We start from the raw sequence: 21,960 nt of genomic DNA on the forward strand, positions 1-21,960 counted from the left end.
TCTCTTCGTTCGGGTGCGATCAGGTGTTCCCCAGGGCACTCCACCCAGTCGGGAGCTGGTCACACCTTAACCTCGCGCCCCACCCGTCGTGCGATTCCCGGCAGGTTCGTCGGGCCCGGTCCCGTTCTAGTCTGGTCCCGTGCAGATCACCAAGCTCGGCCACGCGTGCGTCCGGGTCCGGGGCGACGGCGGCGTCGTCGTCATCGACCCGGGCGTCTTCACCGACCCCTCGGCGCTCGAGGGCGCCGACGCGGTGCTCATCACCCACGAGCACGCCGACCACGTGCACCCCGACCACCTGCGCGACACCGACGTGCCCGTCTGGACGATCGAGGCCGTCGCCCGGCTGCTGCGCGAGCAGGCGCCCGACGTCGCGGCGCGGGTCACCGTCGTACGCCCCGGCGACCGCCTCACCGTCGCCGGCACGTCGGTGGAGGTGGTGGGCGAGAAGCACGCGGTGATCCATCCCGACTACGACCGCTTCGACAACTCCGGCTACGTCCTGGAGTCAGGCGGCACCAGCGTCTACCACCCCGGCGACGCCCTCACGCCGCCCGGGCGAGCGGTCGACGTCCTGCTGGCGCCGGTGAGCGCGCCGTGGCTGAAGGTGTCGGAGGCCGTCGACTTCGTGCGCGAGGTGGGGGCGCCCACGTCGCTCGGCATCCACGACCGCGTCTACAGCGACATCGGTCTCGACATGGTGGCCTCGCACATGGCCAACCTGCTGCCCGCAGAGCAGTCCTTCGAGCTCCGGGAGCCCGGACAGCGGCTCTGACCGCGCCGGCTCCGTCTTGCTCAGCCGGCGCTGAGCGCGTCGCGCACCGGGACGAACTTGGCCTGCGACTCCGCGAGCTCGGCCTCGGGGTCGGAGCTGGCGACGATGCCGCACCCGGCGAAGAGGCGTACGCCCTCCTCGATGACCATCGCCGAGCGCAGCGCGATGCCCCACTCGCCGTCGCCCGAGGCGTCCATCCAGCCGACCGGGCCGGCGTAGCGGTCGCGCGGCATGCCCTCGACCTCGTCGATCAGCCGGGTCGCTGCGGGTGTCGGGGTGCCGCCGACGGCCGCCGAGGGGTGCAGCGACTCCGCGAGCTCGAGCGACGTCGCCTCGTCGTGGACGACGCCGTTGACGTCGGTGGCCAGGTGCATCACGTTGGGCAGGTGGAGGACGAACGGCGCCTCCGGCACGTTCATCGACGAGCAGTGCGGCTCCAGGGAGTCGGCGACCGAGCGCACGGCGTACTCGTGCTCCTCGAGGTCCTTCGACGAGCGCGCGAGCGTGGCCGCGAGCGCCAGGTCGCGGTCGTCGTCACCCGTACGCCGGATGGTGCCGGCGAGCACCCGCGAGGTCACCAGGCCCCGCTCGCGACGCACCAGCATCTCGGGGGTGGCGCCGAAGATGCCGTCGACGTGGAAGGTCCAGCACATCTCGTAGTGCTCGGCGAGGCGGTGCAGCGGCCAGCGCACGTCGAGGGGGACGTCGGTGGTGGCGATCAGGTCACGGGCCAGGACCACCTTCTCGAGCTCACCCGCTCCGATGCGGCCGACGGCCTCGGCGACGACCGACATCCACTCCTCGCCGTTGAGCGCGCCGTCGGAGAAGACGAGGCCCACGGGCGGGTCGGGCGGGGTGGCGGGCGAGAGCACCGGCTCCTCGACCGAGACCGTGGTGAGCCAGGTGCGGTCACCGCGTCGGCCCACGATCACCTGCGGGACCACCAGCACGGACTCGCCGGGCTCGTCGGCGAACGCGAAGGTGCCGAAGCACACCGGCCCGGTGCCGGGCTCGTTGACGCTGTCGTCCACCTCGGCACGGGCGACGGTCTCGGCCCACCACTTCACCGCGTCGCTGAACCGGGTGTGCCCGGAGGTCTCCAGGCGGGCGGCGACACCCCAGCCCACCAGGCCCTCGCCGCGGCGCAGCCAGCTGACCGGCTCCTGCTGGGGCAGCAGGTCCAGGAGCGGCAGGTCCGCCAGGTCGACCGGCACGGTGCGCACCACGAGGGGCGCGGCGGGTCCGGGGACGGCGGCGGACGCGGGGGTCGTCACGATGCGGCAGCCTACGCCGGTGGTCCGAACCGCTGGCGCGCAGATGGCGCAAAGCGTGAACAGGACGGCAGGTGCTGACCTAGGTTGCGGCGGTACACCAGGGAGTGAAGGGGACACCCGTGCCTGCTCAGGAATCGCCGCTCACGCGGCTCACGCGCCACGCCCGCGCCCGCGCCCTCGAGGTCGCCGTCGCCGAGCCGAGCGGTGCGTCCTGGTCGACGCTGACCTGGAACGAGCTCTACCGCCGCGTCATCGACGGCGCCGCCGGCATGATCGAGGCCGGGGTCGACCCCGGCTCGGTCGTCGTCATCCGGGTGCCCACCGGCATCCGGCTGCTCGAGCTCGAGCTCGCCACGCGCATCGCCGGCGCCGTGCCGCTGCTGCTGCCCGAGCACCTCGACCCCGCCGAGGTCGGCCGGCTCCTCGACGAGATCGAGGTGCGCCTGGTGATCGTCGACCACGAGAGCCGTCTGACCCTGCTGCGCCGTGCGGCCCTCGCCGAGGCGCAGCTCTTCGAGTGCGACGACCGGTCCTGGGAGCGGCTGCGCGGCATGGGCCTCGAGCGCCGCAAGCGCCAGCCCGACGTGCTCGCCTGGGTGGACGGCGTACGCGCCGACGCCCCGAGCAGCGCCGTGCTCGGCCTGCCGCGTGAGAAGGGCCCGGCCTGGCTCTTCCGCCCCGAGTCGTCCGGCGCGCTGTCCGACCTCGCCGTGGACGACGTCGTCGTGCTCACCGGTGAGGCCACCGACCGCTTCACCACCGTCGTGCGCGACGCGCACCTCAGCGCCGGCTGCGCCCTGGTCTGGGTCGAGGGTCCCGAGCGGCTCGAGGCGGCCTTGGCGCGCTTCTCGCCCACCCACGTCCTGCTCGACCACACTGTCGCCCGGGTCCTGGAGGACCTCATCGAGGGCGGGATCATCGACGGTGCCCCGTGGCACCCGACCCCGCGGGAGGTCCTCGAGGCGACCTCGGCGCGCGTGGCCGAGGCCCGCCTGGGATCGCGCGGCCGCAAGCTCGCCGACGAGGTCGTCGCCCTCGTGCCGTGGTGGGGCGGTCGGGTCCGGGTGCTCGCCCTGGACGCACGCGTGAACCGCACGATCAGCGGCCTGGCCACGACGCTGGGCTTCCGCATCGGCCGCATCGCGCACCATCCCGCGGTCCGGCTCGACCTGGCGCGGGAGCACGCCGTGGTGCACGTCCCCGCGGCGCCGATGGTCGAGGCTGCCTCGGAGCTGCTGCCCCGGCGCGGCGGCCGCACCAGCGACCTCGACAGCGCCTTCTCCCTCGCGGGCGCCCCCGGGAGCTGAGGTCAGGACCGGTGGACGATCACCTTGTCGCCGAGCCGGACCCGGTCGAACAGCCAGGCCACCGCCGCACGGTCGCGGACGTTGACGCACCCGTGCGACGCGCCGTTGTAGCCGTTGGCGGCGAAGTCGGGGGAGTAGTGCACGGCCTGGCCGCCTGAGAAGAACATCGCGAACGGCATGGGGGTGTCGTAGAGGCTCGAGACGTGGTCACGCGACTTGCGCGAGACCGCGAACGCGCCCTCGCGCGTCGGCAGCTCGTCGGACCCGAACCGCACCTCCATGGTCTTCAGCACCACGCCGTCGACCACCCAGCGCAGCGAGCGCGACGACTTGTCGATGCACATCGCGCGGCCCGTCGTGCAGCGGGGGTCGAGCGCGGGTCCCTGCGGCACGATGTTGAACAGCTCGGCCTTCGTGGGGGTGCTGGTCATGTCCTTCAGGCGCGTCAGGGTGCGGCGGTCGACCTGGCCGGTGACCGGGATCCGGCGCTTGGACTGGAAGCCCCGCACGGCCTCGACGGTCGAGCGCGCGTAGCGGCCGCTCACCCGGCCGTCGTACCACCGGACCTGCTTGAGGCGCGCCTGGACCTGGCGCACCCACATCCCGGTGTCGCCACGCTCGAGCAGTGCGCGACCGGGGGTGTAGACGTTGTGCAGCGCCTCCGTCGTCGGCTTCGTGGTGAGGGAGACGAGCTTGAGCCAGGTGCGCTCGTCGACGACCCCGTCGGCGGTCCAGCCGCGGCGCCGCTGGAAGGTCGCCACCCCGGTCCGGGTCTGCTCGTCGAATCGGTTGGTCACCACCTCGGAGTGCAGGTCGAGCTGGTGCAGCCGGCTCTGGAGCACGCGCACCCGCCAACCCGTGTCCCCGGGGCTCATCGGCTCGAAGCCGCGCGCCGACGCGCCGGTCGACGGGGCCGCCGTCGCCGGGGACGACCCGACGGCGGTGAGCGCCGCGACGGTGCACAGCAGGGTGAGCAGGACTGTGACGACGCGCGAGGCGTGCGGCAAGGTGTGGTGCGGCATGAGGTTCCTCCCCCGGAGGGCCGTCGACCGGGCGGTCGACGCGTCGATCATAGGGACGCGCGCGGACACCCCCGCGTTGCACGGCCTCAGGCTGGGACGCCTACGCTCGGCGCGTGGCCCGCGCTGACCTGGACAAGCAACCGACCGACGTACGTCGCATGTTCGACACCGTCGCGAAGCGCTACGACCTCACCAACGACCTCATGACGGCCGGGATCCAGCGCAGCTGGCGGCGTTCGATGGTCGCGGCGGTCGACCCGCAGCGCGGCGACCTGGTGCTCGACCTCGCCGCGGGCACGGGGTGCTCCAGCGAACCCTTCGCCGCCCACGGTGCCACTGCGGTGCCGTGCGACTTCTCCGTCGGGATGCTGCAGCAGGGTCGCAAGGACCGGCCGGGCCTGCCGTTCGTGGCCGGCGACGGCACGCGGCTGCCGTTCCTCGACGACACCTTCGACGCCGTCACCATCTCCTACGGCCTGCGCAACTTCGTCGACCCCGTCAAGGGCCTGCGGGAGATGCTCCGCGTGACCCGCCCCGGCGGCCGGCTGGTCGTGTGCGAGTTCAGCACCCCGACCAACGGCGCCTTCCGGTCGCTCTACATGGACGGCTTCATGCGCGCGCTGCCGCGGATCGCGTCGGTGACCGCGAGCGCGAGCGACGCCTACGTCTACCTCGCCGAGTCCATCCTCGCCTGGCCCGACCAGGCGGGCCTCGCCGACCTGGTGGCCGAGGCGGGCTGGAAGCGCCCGGAGTGGCGCAACCTCACCGGCGGCATCGTGGCCCTGCACCGGGCGACCGCCTGATCCTGCCGCGATTTAGCGCACGTGATCGTGCCTAAATCTGCAGGTCAGGGTGCGTGAGGCAGGTCACCACCCCGGCGTGACGCACGCCGCATCCGAGTCCTAGACTGTGGCCCGCGCCACTCGTGAAGACATTCACAAAGTCACATGTCCTCACTCCGCCCGGCGCTGGTCACACCGGAAGGGAATCGATGGAGCTCTACACCCCGGTCCTCGCCCTGGCGCTGCTCGCGACGGGTTTCGCGGTCTTCTCCGTCGTCATCAGCGCCTTCACCGGCCCCAAGCGCTACAACCGGGCAAAGCTCGACTCCTACGAGTGCGGCATCGAGCCGACGCCGCAGCCGATCGGCGGCGGCCGCATCCCGGTGAAGTACTTCATCACCGCGATGCTCTTCATCATCTTCGACATCGAGATCATCTTCCTCTACCCCTGGGCCGTCCACTTCGACGCGATGGCGCTGTTCGGGCTGGTCGAGATGGTCCTCTTCATCGGCACGGTCTTCGTCGCCTACGCATATGTGTGGCGACGCGGCGGACTGGATTGGGACTGATTCATGGGACTTGAAGAGAAGCTGCCCAACGGGGTCCTGCTGACCACGGTCGAGGGCGTCGCCGGCTACATGCGCAAGGCCTCGTTCTGGCCCGCGACCTTCGGCCTGGCCTGCTGCGCCATCGAGATGATGACCACCGGCGGCCCGAAGTACGACCTCGCCCGCTACGGCATGGAGGTCTTCCGCGCGAGCCCGCGCCAGGCCGACCTGATGATCGTCGCCGGTCGCGTGAGCCAGAAGATGGCCCCGGTCCTGCGCCAGATCTACGACCAGATGCCCGAGCCCAAGTGGGTGCTGGCCATGGGCGTGTGCGCCTCGTCGGGCGGCATGTTCAACAACTACGCCATCGTCCAGGGCGTCGACCACGTCGTCCCCGTGGACATGTACCTCCCCGGCTGCCCGCCGCGCCCGGAGATGCTCATCGACGCGATCCTCAAGCTGCACGACCAGGTCCAGCAGACCAAGCTGGGCGTCAACCGCCGCACCGAGATCGCCGAGCTCGAGACCGCCGCGCTGCGCGCCCTGCCGACCTCGGACATGAAGGGCCTGCTGCGGTGAGCGACGACAAGACCGACCAGAACAAGGCAGCCCGACCGGCCGAGGAGAGCAACCTCGAGAAGGCCAAGCAGGAGACCGGCACCGGCAGCGGCGTCGCCGAGCCCGCGCCGGAGCAGTCCCCGGAGAACGTCCCCGCGCCGACCGGCGAGGTCCGCGCGGTCGGCGTACGCCACGGCATGTTCGGTGCGTCCGGCACCGGCGACACCTCCGGCTACGGCGGCCTGGTCAGTGCCACGGTCTTCCCGGCCCCGTCGCAGCGCCCCTACGGCGGTTGGTTCGACGAGGTCGCCGACGCCCTCGAGGCCCGGTTGTCGGCCACCGACCTCACCGCCGCCATCGAGAGCGTCGTGGTCCACCGCGGGGAGATCACCTTCCACGTGCGTCGCGAGGACCTGCCCTTCGTCGCGCAGATGCTGCGCGACGACGAGGCGCTGCGCTTCGAGTTCTGCTCCGGCGTCAGCGGCGTGCACTACCCCGAGGACACCGGGCGCGAGCTGCACGCGGTCTACCACCTCACCTCGATGACCCACAACCGGCGCATCCGGGTCGAGGTGACCGCGCCGGACAGCGACCCGCACGTGCCGAGCCTGGTGAGCATCTACCCGACGCTCGACTGGCACGAGCGCGAGACGTACGACATGTTCGGGCTGATCTTCGACGGTCACCCCGCTCTGACCCGGGTGCTCATGCCGGACGACTGGCCGGGCCACCCGCAGCGCAAGGACTACCCGCTAGGCGGCATCCCCGTGGAGTACAAGGGCGGCAGCATTCCTCCGCCCGACCAGCGCAGGAGCTACAGCTGATGAGCACCGAGACGAGCACCGCCAACCAGCAGGACCTGTACGCCGCTCCCGGCGAGACGAGCCAGGGCCGCGTCTTCACCGTCACCGGTCAGGACTGGGACTCCATCACCCAGAGCATCGGCGACGCCGCCGAGGAGCGGGTCGTGGTCAACATGGGACCGCAGCACCCCTCGACGCACGGCGTGCTGCGCCTCATCCTCGAGCTCGAGGGTGAGACGGTCACCGAGGCACGGTGCGGCATCGGCTACCTGCACACCGGCATCGAGAAGAACATGGAGTACCGATCCTGGGTGCAGGGCACGACCTTCTGCACCCGCATGGACTACCTCTCCCCGTTCTACAACGAGGCGACCTACGTCCTCGGCGTCGAGCGGCTGCTCGACATCGAGGACGACATCCCGGAGAAAGCGCAGGTCATGCGCGTGCTCCTGATGGAGCTCAACCGGATCTCCTCCCACCTCGTCGCGATCGCGACCGGCGGCATGGAGATCGGCGCGCTGACCGTCATGACGATCGGGTTCCGCGAGCGCGAGCTGGTCCTCGACCTGTTCGAGCTGATCACGGGACTGCGGATGAACCACGCCTTCTTCCGCCCCGGCGGTGTCGCCCAGGACCTGCCGCCCGGCGCGCTCGACGAGATCCGCGACTTCATCGCACTGATGAAGAAGCGCCTTCCCGAGTACGCCGCCCTCTGCAACGCCAACCCGATCTTCAAGGGGCGGCTCGAGGGGGTCGGTCACCTCGACCTGGCCGGCTGCATGGCGCTCGGCATGACCGGCCCGGTGCTCCGCTCGACCGGCTACGCCTGGGACCTGCGCAAGACCCAGCCCTACAGCGGCTACGAGGACTACGACTTCGAGGTCCAGACCTGGGACACGTGCGACTCCTACGGCCGCTTCCGCATCCGCCTCAACGAGATGTGGGAGTCGCTGAAGATCGTCGGGCAGTGCGCCGACCGCCTCGCCGGCCTCGAGGGCGCTCCGGTGATGGTGTCGGACAAGAAGATCGCCTGGCCCAGCCAGCTCGCGATCGGCAGCGACGGCATGGGCAACAGCCTCGATCACATCCGCCACATCATGGGGGAGTCGATGGAGGCGCTGATCCACCACTTCAAGCTGGTCACGGAGGGCTTCCGGGTCCCCGCCGGCCAGGCGTACGTCCCGATCGAGTCCCCGCGCGGCGAGCTGGGCGCGCACGTCGTCTCCGACGGCGGCACGCGTCCTTTCCGCGCGCACTTCCGGGACCCGTCGTTCACCAACCTCCAGGCGACGAGCGTGATGAGTGAGGGCGGCATGGTCGCCGACGTCATCGTCGCCATCGCCTCCATCGACCCCGTCATGGGAGGAGTCGACCGATGAGCGAGCCCACGACCGGCCTCGACGAGAAGACCTGGACCGAGCTGCGCGAGATCGCCGCCCGCTACCCCCAGGCCCGTTCGGGCCTGCTCCCGATGCTGCACCTCGTGCAGTCGGTCGAGGGGCGCATCACCCCCGAGGGCATCGAGGCCTGCGCCGAGGTGCTCGGCATCAGCGCTGCCGAGGTCAACGGTGTCGCGACCTTCTACACGATGTACAAGCGCAAGCCCGTCGGTGACTACCACGTCGGTGTGTGCACCAACACACTGTGCGCGGTGATGGGCGGCGACTTGATCTTCGAGCGGCTCAAGGACCACCTCGACGTCGGCAACGACGAGACGACCGAGGACGGGAAGATCACCCTCGAGCACGTCGAGTGCAACGCGGCGTGCGACTACGCCCCGGTGATGATGGTCAACTGGGAGTTCATGGACAACCAGACCCCCGAGTCGGCCGTCCGGGTCGTGGACGACCTGCGCGCCGGCAAGGAGGTCCACTCGACCCGCGGTCCGCGCCTGGGCACCTGGCGCGAGGCCGAGCGGGTGCTCGCCGGCTTCCCCGACGACCGCGCCGACGAGGGCCCCGCGGCCGGCGCGCCGTCGCTCGTCGGCCTCAAGATCGCGCGCGAAAACGGTTGGACGGCCGGCACGGACACCTCCGACCAGGACGCCACGCCCACGAAGGGAGACGACCAGTGACCGACACCCTCACCCCGGTCCTCACCGACAACTGGGACGCCAAGCGCGCCTGGACCCTGGCCTCCTACGAGGAGCGTGGCGGCTATGCCGCACTCGACAAGGCCTTCGCCATGGCCCCCGACGACGTGATCAACGCCGTCAAGGAGTCCGGCCTGCGCGGCCGCGGCGGCGCGGGCTTCCCCACCGGCATGAAGTGGGGCTTCATCCCGCAGGACAACCCGAAGCCGAAGTACCTCGTCGTCAACGCCGACGAGTCCGAGCCGGGCACCTGCAAGGACACCCCGCTCATGCTGGCCAGCCCGCACACCCTGGTCGAGGGCGTCATCCTCAGCTCGTACGCCATCCGCGCCAACACCGCCTTCATCTACGTCCGCGGCGAGATCATCCACGTCATCCGCCGCCTCCAGCGCGCGGTGCAGGAGGCCTACCTCGCCGGCCACCTCGGCACGAACATCCACGGCTCGGGCTACGACCTGGACCTGATCGTCCACGCCGGCGCGGGCGCCTACATCTGCGGCGAGGAGACGGCGTTGCTCGAGGGCCTCGAGGGCCGTCGCGGCCAGCCTCGGCTGCGCCCGCCGTTCCCCGCCGTCGCCGGGCTCTACGCCAGCCCGACGGTCATCAACAACGTCGAGTCGATCGCCTCGGTGCCGAGCATCATCAACCACGGTGCCGCCTGGTTCGCCGGCATGGGCACCGAGAAGTCCAACGGCTACGGCATCTTCAGCCTCTCGGGCCACGTCACCCGCCCCGGCCAGTACGAAGCCCCGCTCGGCATCACGCTGCGCGAGCTCATCGACCTCGCCGGCGGCATGCGCGAGGGCCACGAGCTGAAGTTCTGGACCCCCGGCGGCTCGAGCACCCCGCTGCTGACCCCCGAGCACCTCGACGTCCCCCTCGACTTCGAGTCGGTGGGAGCCGCAGGATCCATGCTCGGCACCCGGGCGCTGCAGCTCTTCGACGAGACCACCTGCGTGGTCCGCGCGGTGCTGCGCTGGACCGAGTTCTACAAGCACGAGTCCTGCGGCAAGTGCACGCCGTGCCGCGAGGGCACGTGGTGGCTGACCCAGACGCTGGCGAAGCTGGAGAAGGGGCAGGGCAGCGAGTCCGACCTCGACCTCCTGCTCGACCAGTGCGACAACATCCTGGGCCGCTCCTTCTGTGCCCTCGGTGACGGTGCCACCAGCCCGATCTCCAGCTCGATCCAGCACTTCCGCGACGAGTACCTCGCACACCTGACCCACGGCGGCTGTCCGTTCGACCCCGCCGCCTCCACCGCCTTCCCGTCCAGCACCAGCGCACCCGTGGGAGCCACTGCATGACCACCACTCCTGAGCGCACCGAGGTCGAGACGGTCACCCTGACCATCGACGGCGTCCAGGTCAGCGTCCCCAAGGACACGCTGGTCATCCGCGCCGCCGAGCAGGTCGGCGTACAGATCCCGCGCTTCTGCGACCACCCGCTGCTCGACCCGGTCGGCGCCTGCCGCCAGTGCCTGGTCGACATCCCCGACGCAGGCAACGGCCGCGGCTTCCCCAAGCCCCAGGCCTCCTGCACGCTGCCGGTCGCCGAGGGCATGGTCGTCAACACCCAGGCGACCAGTGAGGTGGCCGACAAGGCCCAGCAGGGCGTGATGGAGTTCCTGCTGATCAACCACCCGCTCGACTGCCCGGTCTGCGACAAGGGCGGCGAGTGCCCCCTGCAGAACCAGGCGATGAGCAACGGGCGCGGTGAGAGCCGCTTCAACGAGTCCGGTGGCGTGAAGCGCACCTTCCCCAAGCCGATCAACATCTCCGCGCAGGTGCTGCTGGACCGCGAGCGCTGCGTGCTGTGCGCGCGCTGCACCCGCTTCTCCGAGCAGGTCGCCGGCGACCCGTTCATCGCCCTCGCCGAGCGCGGTGCGCTCCAGCAGGTAGCGATCTACGAGCGCGAGCCCTTCGAGAGCTACTTCTCCGGCAACACGATCCAGATCTGCCCGGTGGGCGCGCTCACCTCGGCCGACTACCGGTTCCGCTCGCGGCCCTTCGACCTGGTCTCGACGCCGGGCGTGGCCGAGCACGACGCCTGCGGCGCCGCCATCCGCGTCGACCACCGTCGCGGCAAGGTGATGCGCCGTCTCGCCGGCAACGAGCCCGAGGTCAACGAGGAGTGGATCAGCGACAAGGACCGCTTCGCGTTCCGCTACACCCAGGTCGAGGACCGCATCACCTACCCCCGGATCCGCGAGGACGGCGTGCTGCGCCCCGCCTCGTGGCCCGAGGCCTTCGCCGTCGCCGCCCGCGGGCTGCGTGACGCGGGGGCGGCCGCGGTCCTCACTGGCGGTCGGCTGACCGTCGAGGACGCCTACGCCTACGCCAAGTTCGCCCGCGTCGCGCTCGACACCAACGACGTCGACTTCCGCGCCCGCCCGCACAGCGCCGAGGAGGCGAGCTTCCTCGCCTCGCAGGTCGCGCTGTCCGGCGACGTGACCTACTCCGACCTCGAGGCGGCCCCGGTCGTGGTGCTGCTGGGCCTCGAGCCCGAGGACGAGGCGGCCACCATCTTCCTGCGGCTGCGCAAGGCGGCCCGCACGGGGCGTACGCAGGTCGTGTCCGTGGCGCCCTTCACCTCGCGCGGCCTGCGCAAGATGAACGGTCGCCTCGTCGCGACCGCGCCGGGCGCCGAGGTCGAGGCCATCGGCTCGCTCCGGGACGCCGAGCACGGGGTCACCAAGGACGCCGTGATCCTCGTCGGCGAGCGCCTCGCGCAGACCCACGGGGCGCTGACCGCCGCGGTGGAGCTCGCCCGCAGCACCGGCGCCCGGCTCGCCTGGGTGCCGCGTCGCGCCGGTGACCGTGGTGCGGTCGAGGCCGGCGCGCTGCCCAACCTGCTGCCGGGCGGTCGCCCCGTCACCGAGGCCTCGGCCCGGGTCGACGTGGCCGCCGCGTGGGGCGTGGACTCGCTGCCCGCGCAGGTCGGTCGCGACGGCAACGCCATCGTCGCCGCGCTCGTCAAGGGCGACCTCGGCGGCCTCGTGGTCGCCGGTGTCGACCCCGACGACACCGCGGACCCCGCCGCCTTCCGCGCCGCCCTCGGCGCGGCCGGCTTCGTGGTCAGCCTCGAGCTGCGTGAGACCGACGTGACCCGTGCCGCCGACGTCGTGCTCCCGGTCGCGCCGGTCACCGACAAGTCCGGCACGTTCGTGACATGGGACGCCCGCACCCGCGACTTCGTCGCCGTCTTCAGCAACCCTGCGTCCCTGCCCGACCTGCGCGTGCTGTCGGGGATCGCCGACGAGCTCGGCCGCCCGCTCGGCTTCCGCACGGTGGAGCAGGTGCGCGCGGAGATGCAGGCCCTCGGCCCGTGGGACGGCGCCCGTCCGGCGCTCGACGCAGGCAAGGCGCCGAAGGCCCCGAAGGCGAAGGCCGGTGCGCTCGCCCTCGCGACCTGGAAGCAGCTGATCGACCTCGGCTCGATGCAGGACGGTGAAGCGCACCTGCGCGCCACCGCTCGCACACCCGTGGCGCGCCTGAGCCGGGCGACGTACGAGTCGGTGTTCGGCATGCTCGACGCCGGCCAGGACCCGGTCGCCACCATCTCCGGCGACCGCGGCAGCATCACGCTGCCGGTGGTGGTCGCCGACCTCCCCGACGACGTGGTCTGGGTCCCGGCCCGCTCCGTCGGCCGGGGTGTCCTCGCCGATCTCGCCTCGCCGGGCTCCTCGGTGATCGTGAAGGGAGCCAAGTGATGCCCATCCTGCCCCTGGCGGCCTCGCTGCCCGACGCGGACCTGGCCCAGTTCGGTCAGGACCCGTGGTGGGTGATCGTCCTCAAGGCGGTCTTCATCTTCCTGGTCCTGGTGCTGCTGACGCTCTTCAACATCTGGTTCGAGCGCCGCGTCGTGGCCCGCATGCAGCACCGCGTCGGCCCCAACGTGCACGGCCCCTTCGGCCTGCTCCAGTCGCTCGCCGACGGCGTGAAGCTGGCGCTGAAGGAGGACATCATCCCCAAGGCGGCCGACAAGGTCGTCTTCCTGCTCGCGCCGGTCATCGCCGTGGTGCCGGCCTTCGTGACCTGGTCGGTCATCCCGTTCGGCCCGGAGGTCAGCTTCTTCGGCGAGCGCACGCCGCTCCAGCTCACCGACATGCCCGTGGCCGTCCTGTTCGTCATGGCGATCGCCTCGATCGGCATCTACGGCATCGTGCTGGGTGGCTGGTCCTCGGGCTCGACCTACTCGCTCCTCGGCGGCCTGCGCTCGAGCGCGCAGATGATCTCCTACGAGGTCGCGATGGGCCTGGCGCTCGTGGCGGTCTTCCTCTACGCCGGGTCGATGTCGACCTCCGAGATCGTCGCCGCCCAGGACGACCTCTGGTTCGGCCTGATCCTGCTCCCGTCCTTCGTCATCTTCGTCATCTCGATGGTCGGCGAGACCAACCGCGCCCCCTTCGACCTCCCGGAGGCCGAGGGCGAGCTGGTCGGCGGGTTCCACACTGAGTACTCCAGCCTGAAGTTCGCGCTGTTCTTCCTGGCCGAGTACATCAACCTCGCGACCGTGTCGGCCATCGCCACCACGCTCTTCCTCGGCGGCTGGGCCGCGCCGTGGGGCGTCGAGCACGTCTGGGCCGGCGCCAACTCCGGCTACTGGCCGCTGCTGTGGTTCTTCGGCAAGGTCTTCCTCTTCATCTTCATGTTCGTCTGGCTGCGCGGCTCACTGCCCCGCATGCGCTACGACCAGTTCATGGCGCTGGGCTGGAAGGTCCTGATCCCGGTCTCGCTGGCCTGGATCGTGGCCGTCGCCACCATCCGCGTCATCTCGCTCGAGGGCGACGTCAACCGCACCTACCTCGTGGCCGCGATCGCGGTCCTGCTCGTGATCACCGTCGGCCTGATGTTCCTGGGCGACAGCGACGGCGAGGGCGAGGAGGCGCCGGTCGAGGCCGACCGCGAGCCCCACGACGCGTTCGCGGGCGGCTTCCCCGTCCCGCCGATGCCGCAGGGCGGTGCCGTACGCGGCGGCGCCGCGCCGCTGACGTTCGAGTCGGGCCGCACCACCGTCACCGCTGCAGCGGAGGAGAACCATGAGTGAGTCCCAGGACCCCACGAGCCCGGAGGGTGCCAAGCAGCGCGTCTGGGACCCGATCGCGGGCTTCGGCGTCACCTTCCGCACGATGTTCAAGAAGGTCGTCACCGAGCAGTACCCGTTCGAGAAGCTCCCGACGGCGCCGCGCTTCCACGGTCGGCACCAGCTCAACCGCTGGCCCGACGGGCTGGAGAAGTGCATCGGCTGCGAGCTGTGCGCGTGGGCCTGCCCGGCGGACGCGATCTACGTCGAGGGTGCCTCCAACACCGAGGACGAGCGCTTCAGCCCCGGCGAGCGCTACGGCCGCGTCTACCAGATCAACTACCTGCGCTGCATCCTGTGCGGGCTGTGCATCGAGGCGTGCCCGACCCGCGCGCTGACGATGACCAACGAGTACGAGCTGGCCGACGACAACCGCGCCGACCTGATCTACGAGAAGTCCGACCTGCTCGCCCCGCTGCTGCCCGGCATGGAGCAGCCGCCGCACCCGATGCGCCTGGGCGACGACGAGGGCGACTACTACAGGGGGACCACACGATGACGTTCTGGCTCCTCGCCCCGCTCATGGTGGCGGCGGCGCTCGGCATCCTGTTCGTCCGCAAGGCCGTGCACGCCGCGCTGCTGCTCGCGGTCGTGATGATCAGCCTGGCGGTCCTCTACGCCGTGCTGGACGCGCCGTTCCTCTTCGCGGTGCAGATCATCGTCTACACCGGCGCCATCCTCATGCTGTTCCTCTTCGTGATGATGCTGATCGGTGTCGACGCCTCCGACTCCACCGTCGAGACGATCCGCGGCCAGCGGGTCATGGCCGTCGTCCTGGGCCTGCTCTTCGGCATTGTCCTGGTCGTCGGGATCGGCCAGGTCACCTTCGGGACCGTGGTGGGCCTCGACGAGGCCAACGCCGGCGGCAACGTCCCGGCCATCGCCAACATCCTGTTCAGCAAGTACGTCTTCGCCTTCGAGGCCACCAGCGCGCTGCTGATCACCGCCGCGCTCGGTGCGATGGTGCTCGCCCACCGCGAGCGTCTGACCCCGAAGCTCGGCCAGGCCGACCTCGCGGCACAGCGCATGCGTGACTACGCCGAGCACGGCAAGCACCTCGGCCCGCTGCCCTCGCCCGGTGTGTACGCCCGCCACAACGCCGTCGACACCCCGGCCCTGCTGCCCGACGGCACCGCCGCCGAGTCGTCGGTGTCCCGGGTCCTGGTCGCCCGCGGCACCGTGCGCTCGGCCCCGGCGCTCGCCGACGACATCGACGACGTACGCCGCCAGATCGGCGGCCTGGACGGGCACGGCGACCCGACCACGATGCCCGAGACCTCCGGCAAGGCCGGCGCGCCGGCGCACACCGAAGAGGACGTGCAGAAGGGCGAGGAGAAGTGACCCAGTACATCGTCTTGTCGGCGATCCTCTTCACCATCGGCTGCGTGGGTGTCCTCACCCGCCGCAACGCGATCGTGGTGTTCATGTGCGTGGAGCTGATGCTCAACGCCTGCAACCTCGCCTTCGTCGCCTTCGCCAAGCAGCACGGCAACCTCGACGGCCAGATCACCGCCTTCTTCGTGATGGTGGTGGCGGCTGCCGAGGTCGTGATCGGCCTCGCGATCATCATGACCATCTTCCGCACGCGACGCTCGGCCTCGGTCGACGACGCCAGCCTGCTGAAGTACTGAGGGAGAGCTCGTGAACCTGTTGTCCCAGTCGGTCCTTCGCGCGGCCGAAGGCACCGAGATCCCGGTGGTCGCACCCGACGCCGGCGCCGGTGGTGTGTTCGACCTGCTGTGGCTGGTCATCGCGCTGCCGCTGCTCGGCGCGTTCCTGCTGCTCGGCGTGGCGCCCTTCCTCAAGGGCTCACCCAAGGCGGCACTCGACAAGCACGGCCACCTCCTCGGCACCGCCACCTCGGTGTCGTCCTTCGTGCTCAGCCTGGTGCTGTTCGTCTCGCTGCTCGGTCGCGGCGAGGAGGAGCGCCAGGTCGGCCAGCAGCTCTGGACGTGGTTCGAGACGGCGACGATCAGCGTCGGCATGGACCTGCTCTACGACCCGCTCGCCGCGCTGTTCCTGCTGCTGATCACCGGCGTCGGCTCGCTGATCCACGTCTACGCGATCGGCTACATGGAGCACGACCCGCGTCGCCGCCGGTTCTTCGGCTACCTCAACCTCTTCGTCGCGGCGATGCTCACGCTGATCCTCTCGGCGAACTTCGTCGGCCTGTTCCTGGGCTGGGAGGGCGTCGGCCTGGCGTCGTACCTGCTCATCGGCTTCTGGCAGCACAAGCCCTCGGCTGCCGCCGCGGCCAAGAAGGCCTTCGTCATCAACCGCGTCGGTGACATCGGCCTCTCGCTGGCGATCGCCCTCATGTTCGCCACCTTCGGCACCACCGACTTCGCGGCGGTCAGCGAGGTGGCCGGCGAGGCCGACCAGGGCACGCTCAACGCCCTTGGCCTGCTGCTCCTCCTCGGTGCCTGCGGCAAGTCCGCGCAGGTCCCGCTGCAGGCGTGGCTGCTCGACGCGATGGAGGGCCCGACCCCGGTCTCCGCCCTGATCCACGCGGCGACCATGGTCACCGCCGGTGTCTACCTCGTGGTCCGGTCCAACTTCATCTACGAGCTCACCCCGGTCGCCCAGACCGCGGTCGTCGTCGTCGCGACGGTCACGCTCCTGTGGGGTGCGATCCTCGGCTGCGCCAAGGACGACATCAAGAAGGCGCTCGCCGGCTCCACCATGAGCCAGATCGGCTACATGATGCTGGCCGCAGGACTGGGCCCGGCCGGTTATCCCTACGCGATCTTCCACCTGCTCACCCACGGCTTCTTCAAGGCCAACATGTTCCTGGGAGCCGGCTCGGTGATGCACGGGATGAACGACGACGTCGACATGCGCCACTACGGCGCGCTGCGCAAGGCGATGCCGGTCACGTTCCTGACCTTCGCCATGGGCTACCTCGCGATCATCGGCTTCCCCGGCTTCTCGGGCTTCTGGTCCAAGGACCGGATCATCGAGACCGCGCTCGCCGAGAACCTGTTCGTCGGGCTCCTCGCCCTGCTCGGAGCCGGCATCACCGCGTTCTACATGACCCGCCTGATGCTGATGACGTTCTTCACCGAGAAGCGCTGGGCCCAGGACGTCCACCCGCACGAGTCGCCGAAGGTGATGACCTTCCCGCTCATCGTGCTGGCGGCGCTCTCGGTCCTGGGTGGCGTGCTGCTGCTCGGCGACTGGATCAAGACCTGGCTGGAGCCGGTCACCGGGACCGTGGAGCACCACGAGCCGCCGCTGCCCGCCCTCGTGATCACGCTGATCATCACCGCGGTGGTCGCGATCGGCGTCGCTGCCGCCTGGTTCCTCGTCGGCCGACGCGAGATCCCGCGTGAGGCCCCGCAGGACGTGTCCTTCGCGACCCGTGCGGCCCGCGCCGACCTCTACGGCGACGCGATCAACGACGCCGTCGTGGTGCGTCCCGGTGCCTCGCTCGTCGGTGGACTGGCCACCTTCGACCGCGTCGGCGTCGACGGTGCCGTCGAGGGCGGGTCCGCTGCCGTCGGGGGGCTCAGCTCCACGCTGCGACGTGTCCAGAACGGCTTCGTCCGCTCCTACGCCCTGTCCCTCCTCGCCGGGGCCCTGCTGGTCGTCCTGGCCCTCCTGGCGGTGAACCTCGGATGATGCTCACTATCCTCATTCTGCTGCCGCTGGTCGGCGCGGTCGTCACGGCCTTCGTGCCCGGTGCGCTCGCCCGGCTGGTCGGCCTCGGCTTCGCGGCCGCGACCCTGCTTGCAGGCGTCGTCACCGCCACCCGCTACTCCGTGGGCGGCGGCATGCAGCTCACCGAGACCCACGTCTGGATCGAGTCCCTCGGGGTGCACTACGCCCTGGGCGTCGACGGCCTCGGCCTGCTGATGGTGCTGCTCACCGTCGTGCTGGTGCCGATCGTGCTCCTCGCCGGTTGGAAGGAGTCCGACGAGCCGGGCAACAGCGGGGCCAAGGCGTTCTTCGCCTGGACCCTCGCCCTCGAGGCGATGTCGCTGGCCGTCTTCACCGCCACCGACGTGCTGCTCTTCTACGTCGTCTTCGAGGCCACGCTCATCCCGGCCTACTTCCTCATCGGCGGGTTCGGTCGCGCCGGTCGAGGTCGTGCGGCGACCAAGTTCCTGATCTACCAGCTCGCGGGCGGACTGATCATGCTCGCCTCGGTGATCGGCCTCTACGTCGTCTCCGCCGACGCCGGCAACCCGAGCTTCCTCATCAGCGACCTCGCCGCGATCGACATCGACCCGATCACGCAGCGCTGGCTGTTCGCCGGCTTCTTCATCGCCTTCGCGATCAAGGCACCGATGTTCCCGGTGCACACCTGGCTGGCCGACACGACCGAGAAGGCGACCACCGGCACCTCGGTGCTGCTGGTCTGCATCCTCGACAAGATCGGCACGTTCGGCATGCTGCGCTTCTGCCTCGGGCTGCTGCCCGACGCCTCGCAGTGGGCCACGCCGGTGGTCGTGGTGCTCGCGCTGGTCTCGATCATCTACGGCGCGCTCGTGGCGATCGGCCAGGACGACGTCCTGCGCCTGATCGGCCTCACGTCGCTGTCGCACTTCGGCTTCATCGTGCTGGGCATCTTCGTCTTCAGCTCGACCGGCAGCGCCGGGGCGATTCTCTACATGGTCAACCACGGCATCGCGACCGCGCTGATGTTCCTGGTGGCCGGGTTCCTGATCCGGCGCACCGGCACGGCGTCGATCCGCGAGATGGGCGGCGTCGAGAAGGCCGCCCCGGTCCTCGCGGGCTTCTTCCTCGTCGGCGGCCTCGCCGCCGCCGGCCTGCCGGGGCTGTCGCCGTTCGTCTCCGAGATGATGGTCATCATCGCCGCCTTCGACCACCACTGGCTGGTCGGCTCGGTCGCGGTGCTCGCCATCGTCCTGGCCGCGTTCTACGCGCTCTGGATGTACCAGCGCACGATGACCGGCCCCGGTCGCGAGGGCGCTGCCGTGGTGCCCGACCTCGACCGGCGTGAGGTCGGCATCCTCGCCCCGCTGCTGCTCGCGCTCGTGCTGTTCGGCTTCTACCCGATGCCGCTGCTCGACGTCATCAACCCGTTCGTCCAGGACTCGCTCGCGAGCGTGGGCATCGGCCAGGAGGGTGGTCCCCAGTGACCGAGTTCGTGAAGCCGAGCATCCAGTACTTCGAGCTCTGGCCCCTGCTGGCGGTCTTCGGCGTCGCCTGCCTCGGCGTCGTCATCGAGGCCTTCGCGCCGCGCGCGGTGCGCTACACCGCCCAGGTCACGGTGGCCCTCCTCGGCCTCGTCGGTGCCCTGGTCGGCGTCGTGCTGGTGGCCCGCGACGTCCAGTCGTACGACGACGGCGCCGCCCGCGGTGTCTTCGCGGTCGGCGGCACGATCGCCGTCGACGGCCCGAGCCTGTTCATCTGGGGCCTGGTGCTGTCGCTGGCGATCGCGGGCGTGCTGCTGTTCGCCGAGCGTCACCTCGACGGCGGCGTCTCGGCCTTCGCCGGCCAGGCGGCCACGGTGCCCGGGACCGACGCGGAGACCGCGGCGATCGCGGCGAGGCGTGAGCACACCGAGGTCTACCCGCTGATGATGTTCGCGGTGTTCGGGATGATGCTGTTCCCCGCGGCCAACGACCTGCTGACGATGTTCGTCGGCCTCGAGGTGCTCTCCCTCCCGCTCTACCTGCTGAGCGGCCTCGCCCGTCGTCGTCGCCTGCTGAGCCAGGAGTCCGCGCTCAAGTACTTCCTGCTCGGTGCCTTCTCCTCGGGTTTCTTCCTCTACGGCGCGGCGCTCCTCTACGGCTACGCCGGGTCGATGGACTTCGCCGCCATCAACGAGGCCGTGCGCAACGACGTCGGCAGCTCCAGCCTGCTGCTCATCGGCACCGGCCTGCTCTCGGTCGGCCTGCTCTTCAAGGTCGGTGCGGTGCCCTTCCAGGCCTGGACCCCCGACGTCTACCAGGGCGCGCCGACTCCCGTGGTGGCCTTCATGGCCGCCGGCACCAAGGTCGCGGCCTTCGGTGCGCTGATGCGCCTGTTCTACGTCGCCCTCGGCGCGGACCGCTGGTCGTGGCAGCCGATGCTGTGGATCATCGCGATCCTGTCGATGTTCGTCGGCGCGGCACTGGCCATCACCCAGAGCGACATCAAGCGCCTGCTGGCCTACTCCTCGGTCGCGCACACCGGCTTCATCCTGACCGGCGTGCTGGGCGTCCAGGCCTCCGACCAGCTCGCGGTCGGCGAGATCACCTCGCTCCAGGCGGTGCTCTTCTACCTCACCACCTACGGCTTCGCGACGATCGGCGCCTTCGCCGTCGTCAGCCTCGTGCGTGACAGCGGAGGCGAGACGACGGCCATCGAGCGGTGGGCCGGGTTGGGCAAGGAGTCGCCCGTGGTGGCGGCGGTCTTCGCCTTCTTCCTCCTCGCGATGGCGGGCATCCCGCTCACGTCCGGCTTCGTCGGCAAGCTCGCGGTGTTCTCCGCGGCGCTCGCTGCGGGCGCCTGGCCGGTGGTGGTGGCGGCCGTGCTCGCCAGCATCGTCGCGGCGTTCCTCTACGTCCGGGTCATCAAGGTCATGTACTTCGACGAGCCCGTCGGGGCCGGTCCGAGCGTGGCCTACCCGTCGGTCCTGACCGCGACGACCATCGCCGTGGGCGCTGCGCTGACCCTCGTCCTGGGCGTCATCCCGGGCCCGGTGCTCGACCTGGCGGGGGTTGCAGGAGAATTCATCAGGTGACCGACTCGCCCCTCGCACTGCCCGTCGTCGACGCCGAGCTCGAGCAGCGGCTGGTCGGCCGGCTGGCGCGCATCGAGGAGCTGCTCGAGGGCCACTGCCGCAGCCGTACGCCGTACGTCACGCGGGCCGCCACGCACCTCATGATGGCCGGTGGGAAACGCTTCCGGCCGCTGCTGGTGCTGCTCGCCTCTGAGGTCGGCCCGCACCCGGAGGCCGACGAGGTGGAGACGGCCGCGTGCGTCGTCGAGCTCACCCACGTCGCCTCGCTCTACCACGACGACGTCATGGACGAGGCGGCCCTGCGCCGCGGGGCCGACACGGCCAACGCCCGCTGGGACAACCACGTCGCGATCCTCACCGGCGACTTCCTCTTCGGCCGCTCCTCCGAGCTCACCGCCGACCTCGGTCCCGACGCCGTACGCATCCAGGCGCGCACCTTCACCCGGCTGGTCGAGGGGCAGATCCTCGAGACGGTGAAGCCGGAGCCGGGGGAGGACCCGCTCGCCCACTACCTCGAGGTCGTGGCCGGCAAGACCGGGTCCCTCATCGCGACGTCGGCCCGCTACGGCGCGATGTTCGCCGGTGCCCGCCAGGAGGTCGTCGAGGCGCTGAGCGCCTACGGGGAGATCGTCGGCTCGGCGTTCCAGCTCTCCGACGACATCCTCGACATCGACTCGGAGTCCGACACCTCGGGCAAGACGCCCGGCACCGACCTCCGCGAGGGCGTACCCACCCTGCCGGTGCTCATGGCGCAGGCCTCGACCGACCCGGCGGACGCCCGCCTGCTCGAGCTCCTCGGCCGCCCGCTCACCGACGACGCCGAGCACGCCGAGGCCCTCGCCCTGCTGCGTGCGCACCCCGCCATGGTGCGGGCCCGCGACTACGTCCTCGGGCAGGCCGCGCAGGCCAAGAAGCTGCTCGAGGTGCTCGACCCCGGCCCCGTGCGCGAGGCGCTGGAGTCGTTCGCCGACATCGTGGCCAACCGCTCCGCCTGATCCGGACGGGCCCACGCACGACTGGCCA

The 21,960-nt window shown here is 70.7% G+C and carries 20 protein-coding genes; 18 read left to right on the top strand and 2 right to left on the bottom strand.

The genetic code is table 11. The features are described from left to right. Positions 1 to 139 precede the first annotated feature (139 nt). On the top strand, positions 140 to 775 hold the full coding sequence (locus tag K4G59_RS01720) for an MBL fold metallo-hydrolase (protein ID WP_231248769.1): 636 nt from the start codon (positions 140 to 142) through the stop codon (positions 773 to 775). 20 nt (positions 776 to 795) lie between these two features. On the opposite strand, the gene K4G59_RS01725 is transcribed toward K4G59_RS01720, so the two are convergent. Then, positions 796 to 2,049: an isochorismate synthase gene (locus tag K4G59_RS01725; protein ID WP_231248772.1), complete on the bottom strand. Its 1,254-nt coding sequence runs from the start codon at positions 2,047 to 2,049 to the stop codon at positions 796 to 798. Positions 2,050 to 2,168: 119 nt separating this feature from the next. On the opposite strand from K4G59_RS01725, the gene K4G59_RS01730 reads away from it, so the two are divergent. Continuing rightward, on the top strand, positions 2,169 to 3,356 hold the full coding sequence (locus K4G59_RS01730; RefSeq protein ID WP_231248788.1) for an AMP-binding protein: 1,188 nt from the start codon (positions 2,169 to 2,171) through the stop codon (positions 3,354 to 3,356). Positions 3,357 to 3,358: 2 nt separating this feature from the next. Here K4G59_RS01730 and K4G59_RS01735 read toward each other — a convergent pair whose 3' ends face one another. After that, positions 3,359 to 4,378 carry a L,D-transpeptidase family protein gene (locus K4G59_RS01735; protein WP_231248794.1) on the bottom strand — a complete coding sequence of 340 codons (1,020 nt, stop codon included), beginning with the start codon at positions 4,376 to 4,378 and terminating at the stop codon, positions 3,359 to 3,361. Between the two features lie 113 nt (positions 4,379 to 4,491). Between K4G59_RS01735 and K4G59_RS01740 the strand changes: the two genes are divergently transcribed. The 16 genes from K4G59_RS01740 (at position 4,492) to K4G59_RS01815 (ending at position 21,932) form a co-directional block, all read left to right on the top strand. Beyond that, positions 4,492 to 5,181 (top strand): demethylmenaquinone methyltransferase, encoded by a 690-nt coding sequence (locus tag K4G59_RS01740; protein WP_231248795.1) that lies wholly within the window; start codon positions 4,492 to 4,494, stop codon positions 5,179 to 5,181. Positions 5,182 to 5,369: 188 nt separating this feature from the next. Beyond that, on the top strand, positions 5,370 to 5,729 hold the full coding sequence (locus tag K4G59_RS01745; RefSeq protein ID WP_207083869.1) for an NADH-quinone oxidoreductase subunit A: 360 nt from the start codon (positions 5,370 to 5,372) through the stop codon (positions 5,727 to 5,729). A 3-nt stretch (positions 5,730 to 5,732) separates the two neighbouring features. Then, a complete protein-coding gene (locus tag K4G59_RS01750; protein ID WP_207083870.1) occupies positions 5,733 to 6,287 on the top strand; it encodes a NuoB/complex I 20 kDa subunit family protein in 555 nt (184 codons plus the stop codon). Continuing rightward, positions 6,284 to 7,090: an NADH-quinone oxidoreductase subunit C gene (locus K4G59_RS01755; protein ID WP_308189320.1), complete on the top strand. Its 807-nt coding sequence runs from the start codon at positions 6,284 to 6,286 to the stop codon at positions 7,088 to 7,090. The genes K4G59_RS01750 and K4G59_RS01755 overlap by 4 nt, the downstream gene beginning before the upstream one ends. Further along, a complete protein-coding gene (locus K4G59_RS01760; RefSeq protein ID WP_231248796.1) occupies positions 7,090 to 8,448 on the top strand; it encodes an NADH-quinone oxidoreductase subunit D in 1,359 nt (452 codons plus the stop codon). The genes K4G59_RS01755 and K4G59_RS01760 overlap by 1 nt, the downstream gene beginning before the upstream one ends. Next, a complete protein-coding gene (gene nuoE / locus K4G59_RS01765) occupies positions 8,445 to 9,143 on the top strand; it encodes an NADH-quinone oxidoreductase subunit NuoE (RefSeq protein WP_231248797.1) in 699 nt (232 codons plus the stop codon). The genes K4G59_RS01760 and nuoE overlap by 4 nt, the downstream gene beginning before the upstream one ends. Next, positions 9,140 to 10,465, top strand: a complete 1,326-nt coding sequence (nuoF, locus tag K4G59_RS01770) for an NADH-quinone oxidoreductase subunit NuoF (RefSeq protein ID WP_231248798.1) — start codon at positions 9,140 to 9,142, stop codon at positions 10,463 to 10,465. Before nuoE ends, nuoF begins: the two co-directional genes overlap by 4 nt. Continuing rightward, entirely contained in the window at positions 10,462 to 12,870 is a 2,409-nt protein-coding gene (locus K4G59_RS01775) for an NADH-quinone oxidoreductase subunit G (RefSeq protein ID WP_231248799.1), read from the top strand. Before nuoF ends, K4G59_RS01775 begins: the two co-directional genes overlap by 4 nt. After that, positions 12,870 to 14,207 carry an NADH-quinone oxidoreductase subunit NuoH gene (nuoH, locus tag K4G59_RS01780; protein WP_231248800.1) on the top strand — a complete coding sequence of 446 codons (1,338 nt, stop codon included), beginning with the start codon at positions 12,870 to 12,872 and terminating at the stop codon, positions 14,205 to 14,207. Before K4G59_RS01775 ends, nuoH begins: the two co-directional genes overlap by 1 nt. Beyond that, positions 14,200 to 14,742: an NADH-quinone oxidoreductase subunit NuoI gene (nuoI, locus tag K4G59_RS01785; RefSeq protein ID WP_231248801.1), complete on the top strand. Its 543-nt coding sequence runs from the start codon at positions 14,200 to 14,202 to the stop codon at positions 14,740 to 14,742. Before nuoH ends, nuoI begins: the two co-directional genes overlap by 8 nt. Next, positions 14,739 to 15,584 (top strand): NADH-quinone oxidoreductase subunit J, encoded by an 846-nt coding sequence (locus tag K4G59_RS01790; RefSeq protein WP_231248803.1) that lies wholly within the window; start codon positions 14,739 to 14,741, stop codon positions 15,582 to 15,584. The genes nuoI and K4G59_RS01790 overlap by 4 nt, the downstream gene beginning before the upstream one ends. Beyond that, a complete protein-coding gene (gene nuoK / locus K4G59_RS01795) occupies positions 15,581 to 15,874 on the top strand; it encodes an NADH-quinone oxidoreductase subunit NuoK (protein ID WP_207083879.1) in 294 nt (97 codons plus the stop codon). Before K4G59_RS01790 ends, nuoK begins: the two co-directional genes overlap by 4 nt. Positions 15,875 to 15,938: 64 nt before the next feature. Continuing rightward, a complete protein-coding gene (gene nuoL / locus K4G59_RS01800) occupies positions 15,939 to 17,864 on the top strand; it encodes an NADH-quinone oxidoreductase subunit L (protein WP_231249258.1) in 1,926 nt (641 codons plus the stop codon). Next, positions 17,864 to 19,348: an NADH-quinone oxidoreductase subunit M gene (locus K4G59_RS01805; RefSeq protein ID WP_231248805.1), complete on the top strand. Its 1,485-nt coding sequence runs from the start codon at positions 17,864 to 17,866 to the stop codon at positions 19,346 to 19,348. Before nuoL ends, K4G59_RS01805 begins: the two co-directional genes overlap by 1 nt. Further along, positions 19,345 to 20,937 carry an NADH-quinone oxidoreductase subunit NuoN gene (gene nuoN / locus K4G59_RS01810; RefSeq protein WP_231248806.1) on the top strand — a complete coding sequence of 531 codons (1,593 nt, stop codon included), beginning with the start codon at positions 19,345 to 19,347 and terminating at the stop codon, positions 20,935 to 20,937. The genes K4G59_RS01805 and nuoN overlap by 4 nt, the downstream gene beginning before the upstream one ends. Next, on the top strand, positions 20,934 to 21,932 hold the full coding sequence (locus K4G59_RS01815; protein ID WP_231248807.1) for a polyprenyl synthetase family protein: 999 nt from the start codon (positions 20,934 to 20,936) through the stop codon (positions 21,930 to 21,932). The genes nuoN and K4G59_RS01815 overlap by 4 nt, the downstream gene beginning before the upstream one ends. Positions 21,933 to 21,960 lie beyond the last annotated feature (28 nt).

Origin of the sequence: Nocardioides furvisabuli, assembly GCF_021083185.1 — a bacterium.
Lineage (GTDB): Bacteria > Actinomycetota > Actinomycetes > Propionibacteriales > Nocardioidaceae > Nocardioides > Nocardioides furvisabuli.